We start from the raw sequence: 17052 nt of genomic DNA, 5'->3' as shown, positions 1-17052 counted from the left end.
AAGCTTAAGCTACAGCGTCTTTTAAGCCTTTACCTGCTTTGAAGCTAGGTACTTTGCTTGCTTTGATCTCAAGAGTAGCACCAGTTTGTGGGTTACGGCCAGTACGTGCAGCGCGTTCTTTCACACCGAAAGTACCAAAACCCACTAAAGTTACTGTATCACCCGATTTTAAAGCTTCAGTAACAGAAGCAATTGTAGCATCTAAAGCTTTACCTGCGTCAGCCTTAGATAATCCCCCTTTTTCTGCAATTGCATCAATTAATTCTGATTTATTCATGAAGATTACGTCCTCTTAATATCGTTTATTTAAGGTTCAAGAATTGGTTTAACATGCCATAACGCCTTTATAGCAATGCTTTAGGTATAAACGCAATACTTAAGAACCTCTTTTTTTTCAAAAAATATGCGAAAAAAACATTGAATAATAAATAAAGTCATTTTATTTAAGTTTTTTCGGCAATTCTTCTTTCATTTTTTCTTGTTCCGCAGTCAACTGATCAACCTTGGCATGCAACTGGAGAATTAAACGTTCCAAATACTGTACATCCTTCAGTGTGACTAATCCTATACGATTCAATGAGTGATGAATAGAGTTGTCGATTAATTTTTCCACTTTGTCTTTGGTGTCTGTGACCGACTCTTTGGCTTTTTCTGAAACCTTCTCTACAGTTTGATCGGCAATATCTGCAGTTTTAGATTCAAGTTCTTCCCCGACCTTGACCAGCGAGTCAAACAGTTTATTGCCTTCTTCTTCTGCACGTGAAAATGCCCCGAGTCCAGCCAACCAGATCTGTTTGGTGTATTTACGAAAATCAAGAACCGATTTGCGCTCCGAGGCAGATTTAGACTTGGGTTTCAGCATTTTCTCATTCGAAGCTTCAGCTGAGTCTTGTGCTGTTTTTGACTTGTCCATGTGCACGGCTCCTGTTTGTTTTCTGCGCAATTATTATAAATTATTCTACAAAACCACTGCATAATAGCAAATTTAGTACTTGATAGATTTGATAAACTGTTCTACAAAGCAATTTATTTCAAGTCTAATTTGATTTAACCCTGAAATCTCTTCACAAGCAGGAAGCTTTTTCACTTTATATTTCAGGTAAGGATTGGTTGTATATGAGCGAATCGCAACAAAGTCAAAATCAACCGCATTTGTTGCTTACGATGACGTTAATTGTTTTAGAGACAATATTTACTTTCATTCTCAAGCATGATCGTGTCGTTGCATTACAGGCCAAAAAGTTTGTAGATGAAAACATCTCGATTAAAATCAATAGCTATATTCCATATTTCGACTTTTATGTGCAATTCACCTCCAATGGACTATTATTTGACCACAAAGCACCGGGCCGCATTGTCGACCTGGATGTGCGCACTACACTTCCCGATCTGATTAAAATTTTCATTTTTGGCAATCGTCGTAGCATTCGCAGCATGCGCATTGATGGCAATCAGGTTTTAAAAGATGAGTTTCGTGATCTGTTAACCGTATTCAGCTTGCCAAAAGTACTAGCCGACTGGAAACACTGGCTGTCTGATGCGCCGACGGATGAAGCGGAAATTATTGCTTCTAAAAAGCGTATTGCACCGCTTTTAAAGAAAATTGAAGAACAGCGCTCCAAGATCAATACCCTGCAAGTGGAAGTCAAACAGTATAAAAACCGCCTGAAACGGATCGAACGCCGTCAAAAGCGCATTAATATCATTTTTGGCCTGAGCAGCGTACTTTTGATTATGTTATTAGTGTATAATTGGCTGAGCATGTAAATCTTTCATTCTCCAAAAATTAAATCCCACTAAGGTCTACCAAAAATAACTTGACTAATTTAGTCGGGATTCATAAAATCTACACATCTAGTCTAACCATGTGTATCGAATCATGCGCCTAACCACTCGCGGTCGCTACGCTGTGACTGCTCTACTTGATCTAGCTTTGCAGCCTTCTGAAAAAACGATAACGCTCGCTGAAATTGCAGCACGTCAAACTATTTCTGTTGCTTATCTTGAGCAGTTATTTGCGAAGCTCAAGCGTCATGGTTTAGTTTCTAGTGTTCGTGGCGCAAATGGTGGTTACCATTTAGCACGTAATGCAGATGAAATTACTGTGTTAGCAATTATTGAAGCTGTAAACGAAACAGTTGATGCGACTCGCTGTGACCATAAAGGCAATTGCCAGAATGGCGCGATGTGCTTGACTCATGATTTATGGCAGGAACTCTCCCATCACATCGCCGATTATTTAGAAAAAATCTCGCTTGCTGATCTGGTTGCACGTGACAACGTCCAGACTGTGTCATTACGCCAAAAATCAGCACCTTTAGATTCAGCCCTTTTATCGGTTACAGGTATTTGACATGAAACGTCCGATTTATCTTGATTATGCAGCTACAACTCCTGTAGATCCTCAGGTTGCTGAACGTATGATGGAATGCTTAACATTCGATGGTACCTTTGGTAATGCGGCATCTCGTTCACACGCGTATGGTTGGCAAGCAGAAGAAAAAGTTGAATATGCACGTGAACAAGTTGCGAATTTAATTAAAGCTGATCCACGTGAAATCGTATGGACTTCAGGTGCAACCGAGTCAGACAACCTTGCGCTTAAAGGTGTGGCTCATTTCTATGCATCTAAAGGTAAACATATCGTTACCTCTAAAATCGAACATAAGGCAGTTTTAGATACCTGTCGTGAGCTTGAGTCTGAAGGTTTTGAAATTACCTATATTGAGCCTCAACCTCAAACCGGTTTAATTACGCCTGAAATGGTACAGGCAGCGATCCGTCCAGATACGATTCTTGTTTCCCTGATGATGGTGAACAATGAAATCGGTACTGTGACTGATGTTGCAGCGATTGGTGAAATCACTCGCGCCAACAAGATTTTCTTCCATGTAGATGCAGCTCAGGCGGCAGGTAAAGTTGAAATTGATCTTTCAACTTTAAAAGTAGACTTGATGAGCTTCTCTGCGCACAAGATCTATGGCCCTAAAGGTATTGGTGCGCTGTTTGTACGTCGTAGCCCACGTGTACGCCTTAAAGCTGAAATGCATGGTGGCGGCCATGAACGTGGTATGCGTTCAGGTACCCTTGCGACTCACCAGATTGTAGGTATGGGTGAAGCCTTTGAACTTGCAGGCAAAAACCTGGAAGCTGAACAAACTCGTCTACGCGTACTTCGCGACAAGCTATGGAATGGTTTACAAGGTCTTGAACAAGTGTTCCTGAATGGCCATCCAACACAAAACGTAGCGAACTATCTAAACATTAGCTTCAACTTCGTTGAAGGCGAATCATTGATGATGGCATTGAAAGATGCTGCGGTATCTTCAGGTTCGGCATGTACATCTGCAACACTTGAACCATCTTATGTACTTCGTGCATTGGGTCTTTCAGACGAACTTGCACACAGTTCGATCCGCTTCAGCTTTGGTAAATATACCACTGAAGAAGATATCGATCACGTATTGACTATCACTAAAGCTGCTGTTGAGAAGTTACGTGAACTTTCTCCGCTTTGGGATATGTATAAGGAAGGTATTGACCTTTCTAAAGTTGAGTGGGCTGAGCACTAATTTTCATCCTGAGATAGTGACAAATCCGTTGCTATCTCATTGAGAAAAGTTTTTTTACCCCCATATTTAATACTAAGGCTGACCCCGAGGTTTGGAGAAGCAACATGGCTTATAGCGAAAAAGTAATTGATCATTACGAAAACCCTCGTAATGTTGGCGTTTTAGACAAAAATGCTGAAAACGTTGGTACTGGTATGGTTGGTGCGCCAGCATGTGGTGACGTGATGCGTTTACAGATTCAGGTAAACGACGAAGGTGTGATTGAAGAAGCACGTTTCAAAACTTATGGTTGTGGTTCTGCCATTGCATCAAGTTCACTTGTGACCGAATGGCTCAAAGGTAAAACTTTGGATCAAGCCCAAGCGATCAAGAACATTGATATTGCGACTGAACTTGCACTTCCACCAGTAAAAGTACACTGTTCTGTTCTTGCTGAAGATGCAATCAAAGCAGCTGTAGAAGACTACCGTAGCAAGAAAGTTAAAGCTTAATTGTTCCACGTTTTGAAATTTTAACGGAGTTTTCATGATCCATTTAACTGAAAATGCTGCAACTCATATCAGCAATTATTTAAAAAATCGCGGTAAGGGTGAAGGCATTCGCGTTGGTGTGAAAACTTCAGGCTGTTCTGGTCTGGCCTATGTGCTCGAGTTCGTCGATGAAGTCGATGCACATGACCAAGCCTTTGAACAGTTTGGGGTTAAAGTATTCGTTGACCCGAAAAGTCTGGTTTATCTTGAAGGTATGGAGATGGACTATGTTAAAAACGGCTTGAACGAAGGCTTCGAATTTAACAACCCCAACAAAAAAGGCGAATGCGGTTGTGGTGAATCCTTCACTGTATAAACCCGGCAGTTATTCTCTTTTGACATTAAAACAGTGTGTTTCACACTGTTTTAATTGCATTTATACAGTTATTTTTGCTCATTAATCGCGGATCCCATCTCCCATGAATCATTTTGAGTTGTTCAACCTTCCTGTAGCACTCGATATTGATTTGGCGGCTTTAAAGACTGAATTTTTAAAGTTGCAGCAACAATATCACCCAGATAAAGCTGAAGACAAAGATCAAGCTCTGATTAAATCAAGTGATATCAATCAGGCATTTAAAGCCTTGTCAGCGGTCGATAGCCGTGCAGCGTATTTACTGACTCTCAAGAAACAGGATTATCACTTAGATCAGTCGATCAGTGATTTTGAATTCTTGCAGGACGCTCTGGAAATTCGTGAACAACTTGACGATGCAACTTCTGCTGAAGATTTAACTTCACTGAAAGTCGAAGTCCAGCAATGGATTGAGGGCTTGGTTCGCGAGTTCAAAATTGATTATGCGGATGAAGACTGGGCCGAAGCACGCGATACAGTGCGCAAACTACGTTTCTTCGTTAAAGTCATGGCCGATATCGACAAAGCGGAAGACCGCTTCCTGGACGATGACAGCTTTGATCTTGATGATGATTTCTAATTTTTAATATTTAACGTGCAAAGGATGTAACACTATGGCTCTCTTGCAAATTGCAGAACCAGGTCAATCAAGTGCACCACATGAACACCGCATTGCGATTGGTATCGATTTAGGCACCACCCACTCTTTGGTTGCCACGGTTCTTTCAGGTAAAGCCAAAGTACTTAATGACGAACAAGGTCGTGTGCTACTTCCTTCTATCGTGCATTATGCAGAACAACAGACTCAATACGGCAATGAAGCTGCGCCTTTCATTACTACTGACCCCAAAAACACCATCGTTTCTGTGAAACGATTTATGGGTCGTTCGAAAGCTGACATTAAATTCCAGCATCCTTATGCGTTGGTTGGTGAAGCAAATGAAATGCCGGCTTTTGAAACTGCACAAGGCCGTAAGACTCCGGTTGAGATTTCTGCAGAAATTTTAAAGCAGTTGAAAGACCGCGCTGAAGCCAGTCTGCAAAATCCGGTTAATGGTGCAGTGATTACTGTTCCGGCTTACTTCGATGAAGCACAGCGTCAGGCAACCCGTGATGCTGCTCAACTTGCCGGTTTGAATGTTTTACGTTTGTTGAATGAGCCAACCGCTGCTGCTGTTGCTTATGGTCTGGATCAGGAAAGCAATCTAAGCACAGACCGTAACTATGTGATCTATGACTTGGGTGGCGGTACCTTTGACGTTTCGATTCTGCGTTTTAGTCAAGGTGTGTTTGAAGTTTTGGCAACCGGTGGCCACACTGCCCTCGGTGGTGATGACCTGGATCGTTTGATCCTGAAATGGGCCAAGAAACAACTGAATATTGACACTTTGAATGATGCCGAATATGCACATTTTGTCGTTGCGGCACGTAAAGCCAAAGAAGCTTTGTCTGATGCAGATTCAGTTCAACTCAAATTGCTTGATCAAGTATTGACGCTTGACCGCCCGACATTTGAAGAGATCATCAAAGTTGCTTTGGATAAAACCATCAGCGTATGTAAACGTGTGATGCGTGATGCCAAGCTTGAACTGGATGACATTCAAAATGTCGTTTTGGTCGGTGGCTCAACCCGTTCTTATGCGGTACAAAAAGCCGTGCGTGAAGTATTCAATCAAGAACCGCTATGCACGATTAACCCGGATGAAGTGGTTGCGATTGGCGCATCAATTACTGCGAACCAATTGATTGGCAACTCGACTGATGGTTCATTACTATTAGACGTGACCCCATTGTCTCTTGGTCTTGAAACCATGGGCGGACTGGTTGAGCGGTTAATTTCGCGCAACACCGCAATTCCGGTGGCTCGTCGTCAGGAATTTACCACTTATCAAGATGGTCAGACTGCCATGTTGATTCATGTGGTGCAAGGCGAACGTGATCTGGTTGAACATTGTCGTAGCTTGGGCCGATTTGTACTGCATGGCATTCCGCCAATGACTGCCGGTCAGGCACGTATTGAAGTAACGTTCCAGGTCGATGCTGATGGCTTGCTGACTGTATCTGCGAAAGAAACCACCTCTGGTGTGACGGCTCAAATCGATATCAAGCCATCTTATGGTTTGTCGGGTGAAGATACTGAACGCCTGTTGCTAGAGGGTTATAAGTTCGCTGAAGAAGATAAGAATCTTCGTCATTTGAATGAAACCAAAGTGGAAGCACAGCGTGAGCTGGAAGCACTGGTTCAGGCACTCAAAGCGGATGCCGGTCTGTTGACTGAAGATCAACTTGCAGCACTGCAAACTGCGCAAGCACAACTTGAAACTCAGCTTCAGGGTTCAAATATCAAAGCGATTGAATCTGCCGTTGAACAGCTTAAAATACATAGTGATGCTTTTGCAGCAGCACGTATGAATCAACATATTGATGCTGCTCTCAAGGGTACTAAACTCGACGACTGGTCAAACTCAAACTAATTTAAGGTAACGACTATGCCACGTATTAAAGTTCTTCCACATGCGCAGATTTGCCCCGAAGGTGCTGAGTTTGAAGTCGAACAAAATGCCAATCTTTGCGAAAGCCTGCTGAAAAATGGCATTAAAATCGAACATGCTTGCGATATGTCAGCAGCGTGTACCACCTGCCATGTAGTGGTACGCAAAGGTTTTGACAGCCTGGAAGAAATGGATGATGTTGAAGCTGACTTACTCGATCGTGCCTGGGGTTTAGAACCTGATTCACGTCTTTCTTGTCAGGTTAAACTGGACGATGAAGATCTGGAAATTGAAATTCCAAAATACACCATTAACCATGCGTCAGAAAATCACTAAGATTTTCGTTGCAGGCTAAAATAAAAAACCACGCTCAGGCGTGGTTTTTTCTCTTTATAAGAAACAATTAAAGTAAATTTACATGAACTTTAAATGTGTTCAATTACTTCATCCTCAAGCTTCAATTTGACAATACCTTGTGAATTGGTCATTTTCTGCTGAGTTTCAATGCGTTTAATCATTTTTTCCAGTACATGAATCAATTCTGGATATTCAAAGTTTTGTACTTCGTCCAGATTGAGCAGTAAATGAAAGCCTTTATATTCATAGTCGAACCAACGTTGATACTCAACTTTCTGCGATGCATATTTTTCCATTAGCTGCCAAGTTCTTACCGGTGCTTTAATGCCTTTCAAGAAAATTGGTTTCTTCGGCGCACATAAATAATCATTTTTGATCAGATTATGAGTATCTTCCGAAATCAGGATTTCATCCACTTCAGCTGCACTCTGTAAGCGCGCTGCCAGATTGGCATCCCGTCCTACAATGGTATAGGCCATCCGATGCGTCGCACCATAATTCCCGACGTGGCAATAACCGGTCGAAATACCCATACGGATATGCAGTGGCGGATAACCCATTTTGATCCAGCGCTCACGTAGCAGTTTCATTTGCTGACGCATGGCAATCGCCATTTCCATACAGTTCTTGGCATCCTGCTCTACGCCTTCAGAGTTTGGATCACCAAAGAAAATCAGGATGGCATCGCCCATGAATTTATCGACAGTCGCTTCATAATTTTTGGCGATTTCGGTCATATGCCGCAAATAATCATTGAGCAAGAATGCTAAATCATCTGGAATAAGCGTTTCAGACAGTTCTGTGAAGCCTTGAATATCCGAGAAGAAAATTGTTAACTTTTTACGCTTATATTCAATTTTCGCTTCAGATTCACCTTTCATGATGGATTGCCACAACTGCACAGGTGCATAACGACTCAGCTGATTGGCAAATTCCATATAACGGTTCATCTGTTCAAAATAATGATTTTTCTTCTGGGTCATATATTGCACACGACCACTTTGATAAAAACTTCCGACACCAAAATAGGTAATCAGGCAGATGAAGCCTAAAACCGTTAGTTCACTGCTTGTCGGTTCAAAATAAGTCCCAAAACCAAAGACCAGAATATTGGCCAGATAAAAAACGGTGATCCCGACCAGACTGGCCAGAGAAGCCATCATCAATGAAATTTTATTACTGATCGCGGTATAGAGTATTGCCACCAAACCCAGCAAGGACAATACCAAATCCAGCTGTACTGCGGCTAAAACCACTACAATGACAATAACATCAATCAGAAAAAGAACATTGCGCCGAATACGATAATCATGGCGATAGATCAACCAGCGCGACAGTTTCGAGCTAATCAATAAAATCAGGAATAAAAACACAGGAACAAAGAGCTGATACTGAGTATCCGGTTCAGTGTAATGAAAGACGACCAAAACCAGAGACAGCATGATATAGCCCATCAAGCGATGAAAATATTCAAACTGTTGTGGTTCTTTTTGAATCCAGTCGTCTAATTGCATTCAGTCACTCCCTGAAATCCGCAATCGTTCATAGATCTCGGAATACTTGGGGCTAATCAGTCCATACGCCAGTCAAATGGCATATCGCCTTGACCACGTAGCGCCAGCATGAGTGTTTGACGCATATGTGCTAATACTTCACTGCTATAAGGAACAGCTGGTGTACCCCAAACAGGCTTCGGCCATGCTACATCGTTCTGATAACGAACCACATGATGAAAATGCAATTGCGGAACCATATTGCCCAATGCCGCGACATTCATTTTATCCGCACGGAAAACACGTGCCAGCTGGCTTGATAACCAGCTTGATTCACGTAAAAACTGCTCTTGGTCAGCTTGGCTCAATTCATATAATTCAGAGACACCCGGCACACGTGGAATCAGGATCAGCCAGGGAAATTGCATATCATTCATCAAACGACATGTTGACAAAGGAAAGTCGCCTACAAAAAAAGTATCTTGAGCAAGTTGTGGATGCAAACTAAACATATCTTTATAAATGATGCAAAATTAGAATGATGGCTAATACTAACATATCCAACCGAAGCTGAATATTGAAAGCAATGGGTTTAAAGACAAATTCTCATGATTTGTTGCAAGGCGCATCACGAGAATTTGTTCGAACATTTCATTAAAAAAAGCTGGTTTATCATTCCTGAAAATTTCAATGAAAATGAAATGTATCATGAACTTTCAAACTGATTTAGTCTAAATCAAATTAGCCCACTTCTTTCAATAGACTGTCCAGCAAATCCTGAATAAACTGAATCCGCTTTTGGTAATCTTCCAGCATGACCATGACCTTAAGACGTTGCCCGCCATTCATCCGGAAATAGGTTGGATGTTTCTGCATCATCTGGATAATGGTCATGGCCTGAACCGGGGTATCTGGCGCGAATTCCACATGCCCACCTTGAGCACTAATATCAATTTTGGTGATGCCAAGCTGCTCGGCTTTGAGACGAATCTGATGCACGGCAAAGAGCTGTTTGACCGGTTGTGGCGGTATGCCAAAACGGTCGATCAATTCCATCCGAATATTGTCCAGCTTCTCCTGAGTATCAGTATTACTGATACGCTTATAGAACAACAGACGTTGATGCACATCACCCAGATATTCATCCGGAATCAGTGCTGGCATATGCAGGGTAATTTCGGCAGTCAATGACAATGGTGCGTCGAAGTTTGGCGTTTTACCTTTTTGAATGGCTTTGGTGGCTTTTTCCAGCATTTCCATATACAGGCTATAACCAATCGCCTGCATCGAACCACTCTGCTGTTCACCGAGTAATTCACCTGCGCCGCGAATTTCCAGATCTTCAGTTGCCAGCATAAAACCGGCACCCAAAGTTGAAGCACGCTGAATGGCATCCAGACGTTTTTCTGCATCACCTTTTAAGGCTTTTAATGACGGTACCATCAAATATGCATAAGCCTGATGATGTGAGCGCCCTACACGTCCGCGTAGCTGATGTAATTGCGCCAGACCCAGTTTGTCGGCACGTTCAATCAGAATGGTGTTGGCATTCGGAACATCAATCCCGGTTTCAATAATGGTCGAACATACCAGAACATTGTATTCCTTGTGATAGAACTGCTGCATCACCTGCTCCAGTTCACGTTCACGCATCTGTCCGTGGGCCACAATCACCCGCGCTTCCGGCACCAGTTTACGGATATGCTCGGCGGCACGATCGATTGTATCAACTTCATTATGCAGAAAATAAACCTGACCACCGCGCAGCAATTCACGCAGAATCGCTTCTTTAATGGTGTCATCGGTATGTTCCTGCACAAAGGTTTTCACCGCAAGACGGCGTGCCGGCGGTGTGGCGATAATCGACAGATCACGCATGCCACTAAAGGCCATATTCAGCGTACGTGGAATTGGAGTCGCAGTCAGTGTCAGCATATCAACATCGGCACGCATGGCCTTGATTCGCTCCTTGTCGCGCACACCGAAACGATGCTCTTCATCGACAATCATCAGACCGAGATTCTTAAACTGGACATTTTCCTGCAAAATCTTATGTGTACCAATCACAATATCGACTTTACCTTCAATGAGGTCGTCAATGGTCTTAGTATGTGCTTTGGAAGAACCGAAACGTGACAGCACTTCAATCCGGACCGGCCAGTCGGCAAAGCGGTCTTTGAATGAATCATAATGCTGCTGTGCCAGCAAGGTGGTTGGTACCAGAATCGCCACCTGCCGATTATTCTGCACTGCAACAAATGCGGCACGCATCGCGACTTCTGTCTTGCCGAAACCCACATCACCACACACCAGTCGATCCATCGGCTTGGCCTGCTGCATGTCATGCAGTGTGGCTTCAATCGCATTGGCCTGATCCAGTGTTTCTTCATAGGCAAAGCCACTAGAAAATTGCATATACAGGCTTTGATCGACTTCAAAACTGATTCCAGGTTTGGAAGAACGCCGTGCCTGAATATGCAGCAATTCGGCCGCGACATCGTGAATCTGTTCCAGTGCTTTACGTTTGGCTTTATTCCAAGCATCTGTACCGAGCTTATGTAACGGTGCCAGATCCGGATCACCACCACTATACCGGCTGATTAAATGCAGATTGGTCACCGGCACATACACTTTGGCGGCATCCGCATAATCCAGCTGCAAAAATTCGTGATCCTGATCATCAATACTTAAAGTGACCAGACCGGCATAACGTCCGACCCCATAATCGATATGCACCACAGGCGCGCCCATGGTCAGCTCAGTTAGACTTCGGATCAGGAACTCTTCGGAAACTTCCTGCTGACGCTTGCGACGGCGCTGTACTACCCGATGTTCATACAGCTGATTTTCAGAAATCACACTAACGCGATCAGTCAATACCAGACCGCGCTCTAAAGGCGCATTGGTAATGGCAATTGCATACAGAGATTGAATAAAACTATCGAAATTTTCAACCGTGGGGATATCACCCAGACTTGGTCTTAATGCATCTTTGAGGCTTTCCCGGCGTCCAGCACTTTCAGCCACCAGCAATACCGGATGATTGGCCTGATCAATGTATTTTTTGACTTCATGAAACGGTTTTTCACGTTTAGGGTCTACGGGTAGACGCGGTGGCAACTGGGTATCAAGATTCAATACCCCAGCTTTTTGATCAAAAGGCGTTTGTGCAGCAATGATGCGCGCAAACTGATTCAGCTGCTCCAGAACCTGATTGGTCTGGAAGAACAGGCTTTCAGGCGGCATGATCGGTTGGTCGACATTGTGGCGGCGATCTTCATAACGGCGCACTACATCTTGCCAAAACTGGCTCAGACTTTCGTCCAAAGCCTTATCTGTAATGACAATGCCATTCTCAGGTAAGTACGAAATTAGCGAACTTTGACCTTGCATGGCTTCAGCGCTGAAAAACAAGGGCAAATAAAACTCGATTCCCGGCGAGACTATGCCATCCATTACATCCTGATAGATCGGGTTTTTCTTTGGATTCGCGGTCGGGAAAAATTCGGCATAGCGGTCACGAAAAGTGGCACGGCCTTCCTTAAGCGGAAATTCCTGAGCGGGCAATACGGTAAACTGCTGCAAACTTTGCGTGGTACGCTGAGTTTCGGAATCGAAAAATTTCAGGCTTTCAATTTCATCATCGAACAGGTCAATCCGAATTGGTGCTTCCTGTCCCGATGCGTAGATATCCATGATACTGCCGCGTACCGCGAATTCACCTGGATCATAGACGGTATCGACCAGATGATAACCGGCCTGAATCAACTTTTTCTTTTGTTGTTCCAGATCAAATTTCTGACCGACATGAATATCGAAATGCTCACCCAGAATCCATGAGGTTGGCGCCACACGTTGTGCCAAAGTTGAGGCGGACAACAACAGTACACCAGTTTTGGGCATATTGGATAAGATTGCCAGACGTTCCGAGACAATATCCTGATGTGGGGAGAGACGATCATAAGGCAAGATTTCCCAATCCGGAAAAATCGTGGGTTTAATCCCATAAAATTCCAGTTCACTTTCCAGTTGACCCAAATGCTGATTATTACGTGCAATCACGATGAACAAGCGCGATTGCTGCTGCACGATTTCTTTAAGCAATAATGCAGTTGAGGAACCTTGCAGATTGCCTAACCAGCGTTTCTCGCCTGCTTTGAGCTGTGGTAAATTGAGTTGGGAAATTTCTTGCTGGAACATGGATATAGCTTTAAAGTCTAAATAACCTGAGGCTTATACTAGCACGATGATCTCAGGATATTTTGTTATTTTTATGCAGTCTTGCCACATCCATATACTTCGATTTTAAGCCACTTTTGCAGCTTATTTTTGATCGCGCAGAAAGTTACGATAATAATCATTTAACTTCTTAAGGATCATTTTAAATTGCAGCAGGTTCTCTTCGGTATTCCCCAAACTTGCATTAAAACGCTGATGGGCAATTTCCAGATCAATTTTTTCATTGATCAGCATCGCGGTGTCATATAACGCTTTTAAATCATCAAACTGTTTTAAACGGCGATTCGACAAATACTCTAATCGTGCACCCAATTCCTGATTGAGTTGAATATCATCGACGATATAGCCTGTACCTTCTACGTACTGGATATTCTGCTCTTCTAAATATAGCTGTGCAGCAGTCGGTTTATTACTTTTAAATAATGCACTGATTTTATCAAACATCGCCATTTACCCAGCCAAATATAGTTCAGGCTCTAGTCTAGATGAAAATGCCTCAAATCCACATCCTGAACTTGAGGCAAATTATCAAAATAGCAGCGATTCGCTGTTTCAGACGATTTAATAGATATATGTATGTTAAGAAACCTGTTCGAGCTGATTCTCTGCTGAAGGGATTTCAGACACCAGATTTTCAAATGCAAAAATCTCTTCTAATTGCGCTTCACTCAATAAACCTAACTCTAATACTACTTGCGGCACGGTTTTATTTTCCCGCATACATTGTTTGCCGATTTCATCGCATTTGGCATGTCCCAATATCGGTTCAAGCAAGGTTACGATCCCGACACTGCGCATGACCGAACTTAAACAAATCTGTTCATTGGCCTGAATGCCAGCAATACATTTCTGATTCAGGGTTTGCATGCCTTGGGTCAATAATTGAATCGATTCATTCATCGCCACGGCAATCACAGGCTCCATAACATTCAATTGTAACTGCCCGGCTTCCGCAGCCATAGTAATGGTTAAATCATTACCAATCACCCGAAAGGCAATCTGATTGACCACTTCCGGAATCACCGGATTGATTTTTGCCGGCATGATCGAAGAACCTGCCTGTAATTCAGGTAAACGGATTTCAGCCAGACCTGTACGCGGCCCTGAGCTGAGCAAGCGCAAGTCATTACAGATTTTGGACAGTTTCACTGCCAGACGTTTTAAACTGCTCGACAAAATAATAAAGACGCCACAATCGCTGGTCGCCTCGACATAATCTGCCGCTCCTTTTAAAGGTAGACCTGTCAGGTGCGCCAAGATTTCCACCACCCGCTTGGCATAGCCCAGTGGTGTATTCACCCCGGTCCCAATGGCAGTGGCGCCTAAATTGACTTCTAGCAATAACTGTCGCATCTGCCCAATCAGCTTCAGGTCTTCTTTTAATAAGGTGGCAAATGCCCGGAATTCCTGTTCCCTGGTCATCGGCACGGCATCTTGTAACTGGGTACGTCCCATCTTGATGACATATTCAAATTCGGCAGCTTTATGGTCAATACAGTCAATCAATGCTTTAAGCACGCTCAACAATTCATCCAGACTGCTATAGGTCGCCAGACGCAAAGCCGTTGGATAGACATCATTGGTCGATTGCGAGGTATTCACATGATCATTCGGATGCAGAATGTGATAATCGCCTTTCTGATGGCCCGACATTTCAAGTGCAATATTGGCAATTACCTCATTGGCATTCATATTGATGGAGGTTCCGGCACCGCCCTGATAAGGATCGAGTGGAAATGCCGCTTGCCACGCTTCCGGATGCTGAATCAATTCATCACAAGCTTTTTGAATGGCAGTGCTGGTCTGCTCGGACAATTTTTGAAAATGCAGATTGGCCTGTGCCGAAGCTTTTTTCACTTGGGCCAAAGCACGAATAAAATGCGTTTGTTGCCCCACCGCCAATCCAGAAATCTTAAAATTTTCGATGGCACGTAAGGTATGAATACCATAATAGCTATGCAACGGGATTTGTTTTTCCCCCAATAAATCACGTTCAATGCGGGTCGGTTCGATTTGAAGCATATTGTCCACTAAAAAATACTCTTGGCGATGCACCGTATTTGGTGTGACATTAATATGAGCAAACAAATACAGGCCTAATAGGAAGACTTTAACCTAGATTTGCTACGATTTATTACCAATACGCTAAAGCTGTGAGTTTTGTAAGATTGTGTAAGCAGTTAGCTAAAATTCAAATATTTTCATTATTTATTCAAAATTTCCACTTTTCCCCTGAATTCGACGTCGTATTGCCTTTTATCCGCTTAAGTTATTCCTAATTCAATTTCAGTGAATTACTACTCTATTTACAATAGGTATACATAAAAGCTGTGTAATTGTTACAGAGTGTAATTTTTAAACCATGCTTGAATCACCTCCTTGCGATCTCAGTACAAAAAATCATCTTGGACGATGATTTCCATATTTACAGGATGACCTGCCTATGACTTATTTAAACCCCACCCTGATTACCTTCATGTTTTATATTATCGCCATGATTGCAATCGGTTTATATGCTTATCGTGCCACCTCCAATTTTGACGAATATATTCTAGGTGGACGGAGTCTGGGCAGTGTGGTCACTGCACTTTCAGCGGGCGCATCGGATATGAGTGGCTGGCTGTTGATGGGTCTTCCGGGAGCCATTTACCTGTCTGGCCTGTCAGAAGCCTGGATTGCAATCGGTTTGATTATCGGTGCATGGCTGAACTGGTTACTGGTGGCAGGTCGACTGCGTGCCCATACCGAATATCAGAACAATGCCCTGACCTTGCCGGATTATTTCACCAGCCGTTTTTCCGATCGTAAACGTATTTTACGGGTCTTGTCTGCCTTGGTGATTCTGGTGTTCTTTGCAATTTATTGTGCCTCAGGCATGGTCGCAGGTGCACGACTGTTTGAAAGCCTGTTTGGCTGGGATTACACCACAGCGCTTGTGATTGGTGCGATGGCGACGATTCTTTATGTTTGTATTGGTGGCTTTTTGGCGATCAGCTGGACAGATACATTCCAAGCCGGTTTGATGATTTTTGCCTTATTGCTGACTCCGATCATTACCTTCTTGGCTCTGGGCGACAACAGCCAGCAAGTGAGTGTCATCCTTGAATCGGCTCGCCCACATGCTTCAAGCATGCTTGAAGGTTTAAGCACCGTTGCGATTATTTCCAGTCTGGCTTGGGGCTTGGGTTATTTTGGTCAGCCGCATATTCTGGTGCGTTTTATGGCAGCAGATTCGGTCAAAACCATTCCTGCTGCACGCCGTATTGGCATGACCTGGATGATTCTATGCCTAGGCGGTGCAGTGGCTGCCGGTTATATCGGTATTGCCTACTTCAGTGTCAATCCCGCATTGGCCTCGGTGGTCAATCAAAACCCTGAAACGGTATTTATGGAGTTGACCAAAATTCTGTTTAATCCGTGGATTGCAGGAATCATTCTGGCTGCTATCTTGGCGGCAATTATGAGTACCTTGAGCTGTCAGCTTTTGGTCTGCTCTACCACCCTGACCGAAGATTTATATAAGAGTTTCCTGCGTAAAAATGCCTCACAGAAAGAACTGATCTGGGTCGGTCGTGGCATGGTCTTGGTGATTGCCCTGATTGCCATTTCACTGGCGATTAATCCGAATAGTAAGGTTTTAGGACTGGTGGCTTATGCCTGGGCAGGTTTTGGTGCCGCATTTGGCCCACTGATTATCTTGTCGCTATTCTGGAAACGAATGACCCTCAACGGCGCGATTGTCGGTATGGTGGTCGGTGCCGTGACTGTAATTGTCTGGAAAAATTACATGGGTGATACCGGTCTGTATGAGATTATTCCGGGCTTTATTCTGGCTACCCTCAGTATTGTCATCGTCAGCCTGCTGGATAAAGCACCTAGCGAAGATGTGGTTCATCGTTTTGAAATGGCTAAAGCCGAGTATCAAAAAGAAATGGCGGAAATGAAAAAATAAATATTTTTTTCAGCATAAATTAAAGGGACTTTCGAGTCCCTTTTTTGATTTTAATTTACTGC

At 43.4% G+C, this 17052-nt stretch carries 16 protein-coding genes; 9 read left to right on the top strand and 7 right to left on the bottom strand.

The window, feature by feature from the left end:
• Positions 1-4 precede the first annotated feature (4 nt).
• Positions 5-277, bottom strand: a complete 273-nt coding sequence (locus tag NI464_RS04725; protein WP_004279807.1) for an HU family DNA-binding protein — start codon at positions 275-277, stop codon at positions 5-7.
• Between the two features lie 162 nt (positions 278-439).
• Positions 440-913, bottom strand: coding sequence for a phasin family protein (locus tag NI464_RS04720; protein ID WP_184413218.1), 474 nt, complete (start codon positions 911-913; stop codon positions 440-442).
• 203 nt (positions 914-1116) lie between these two features.
• On the opposite strand from NI464_RS04720, the gene NI464_RS04715 reads away from it, so the two are divergent.
• The 8 genes from NI464_RS04715 to fdx all read left to right on the top strand — a co-directional run bounded on the left by NI464_RS04715 (position 1117) and on the right by fdx (position 7285).
• Positions 1117-1767 carry a hypothetical protein gene (locus tag NI464_RS04715; protein WP_114540742.1) on the top strand — a complete coding sequence of 217 codons (651 nt, stop codon included), beginning with the start codon at positions 1117-1119 and terminating at the stop codon, positions 1765-1767.
• Positions 1768-1879: 112 nt separating this feature from the next.
• Positions 1880-2353 carry an Rrf2 family transcriptional regulator gene (locus NI464_RS04710; protein ID WP_004279811.1) on the top strand — a complete coding sequence of 158 codons (474 nt, stop codon included), beginning with the start codon at positions 1880-1882 and terminating at the stop codon, positions 2351-2353.
• Between the two features lies 1 nt (position 2354).
• Positions 2355-3572, top strand: coding sequence for an IscS subfamily cysteine desulfurase (locus NI464_RS04705; RefSeq protein WP_004279813.1), 1218 nt, complete (start codon positions 2355-2357; stop codon positions 3570-3572).
• 104 nt (positions 3573-3676) lie between these two features.
• Positions 3677-4063, top strand: coding sequence for a Fe-S cluster assembly scaffold IscU (gene iscU, locus NI464_RS04700; RefSeq protein ID WP_004279815.1), 387 nt, complete (start codon positions 3677-3679; stop codon positions 4061-4063).
• Positions 4064-4097: 34 nt separating this feature from the next.
• Entirely contained in the window at positions 4098-4418 is a 321-nt protein-coding gene (gene iscA / locus NI464_RS04695) for an iron-sulfur cluster assembly protein IscA (RefSeq protein ID WP_005107159.1), read from the top strand.
• 103 nt (positions 4419-4521) lie between these two features.
• On the top strand, positions 4522-5037 hold the full coding sequence (gene hscB / locus NI464_RS04690) for a Fe-S protein assembly co-chaperone HscB (protein WP_004279818.1): 516 nt from the start codon (positions 4522-4524) through the stop codon (positions 5035-5037).
• A gap of 34 nt (positions 5038-5071) precedes the next feature.
• Entirely contained in the window at positions 5072-6931 is a 1860-nt protein-coding gene (gene hscA / locus NI464_RS04685; RefSeq protein WP_253137861.1) for a Fe-S protein assembly chaperone HscA, read from the top strand.
• A gap of 15 nt (positions 6932-6946) precedes the next feature.
• A complete protein-coding gene (gene fdx, locus NI464_RS04680) occupies positions 6947-7285 on the top strand; it encodes an ISC system 2Fe-2S type ferredoxin (protein WP_004279821.1) in 339 nt (112 codons plus the stop codon).
• An 89-nt stretch (positions 7286-7374) separates the two neighbouring features.
• Here the strand turns inward: fdx and NI464_RS04675 are convergent, their stop codons facing one another.
• From NI464_RS04675 to NI464_RS04655, 5 genes are all read right to left on the bottom strand, one after another.
• The gene (locus NI464_RS04675) at positions 7375-8820 is read right to left on the bottom strand and encodes an adenylate/guanylate cyclase domain-containing protein (RefSeq protein ID WP_253137860.1); all 1446 of its coding nucleotides are present in this window, start codon (positions 8818-8820) and stop codon (positions 7375-7377) included.
• Between the two features lie 56 nt (positions 8821-8876).
• The gene (locus NI464_RS04670; protein WP_004646760.1) at positions 8877-9311 is read right to left on the bottom strand and encodes an HIT domain-containing protein; all 435 of its coding nucleotides are present in this window, start codon (positions 9309-9311) and stop codon (positions 8877-8879) included.
• A 229-nt stretch (positions 9312-9540) separates the two neighbouring features.
• Positions 9541-12999 (bottom strand): transcription-repair coupling factor, encoded by a 3459-nt coding sequence (mfd, locus tag NI464_RS04665; RefSeq protein ID WP_253137859.1) that lies wholly within the window; start codon positions 12997-12999, stop codon positions 9541-9543.
• A 123-nt stretch (positions 13000-13122) separates the two neighbouring features.
• Positions 13123-13488, bottom strand: coding sequence for a hypothetical protein (locus NI464_RS04660; RefSeq protein WP_224215750.1), 366 nt, complete (start codon positions 13486-13488; stop codon positions 13123-13125).
• A gap of 129 nt (positions 13489-13617) precedes the next feature.
• Positions 13618-15060 (bottom strand): aspartate ammonia-lyase, encoded by a 1443-nt coding sequence (locus tag NI464_RS04655; RefSeq protein ID WP_253137868.1) that lies wholly within the window; start codon positions 15058-15060, stop codon positions 13618-13620.
• 421 nt (positions 15061-15481) lie between these two features.
• Between NI464_RS04655 and putP the strand changes: the two genes are divergently transcribed.
• The gene (gene putP, locus NI464_RS04650) at positions 15482-16990 is read left to right on the top strand and encodes a sodium/proline symporter PutP (RefSeq protein ID WP_114540747.1); all 1509 of its coding nucleotides are present in this window, start codon (positions 15482-15484) and stop codon (positions 16988-16990) included.
• The last annotated feature ends 62 nt before the right edge of the window (positions 16991-17052 follow it).

The sequence above is a fragment of the Acinetobacter lwoffii genome, assembly GCF_024129685.1.
Taxonomy (GTDB): Bacteria; Pseudomonadota; Gammaproteobacteria; order Pseudomonadales; family Moraxellaceae; genus Acinetobacter; species Acinetobacter lwoffii_X.
The sequence above is the reverse complement of the archived record's forward strand: the minus strand, read 5'-3'. Positions and strand labels throughout refer to the sequence as shown.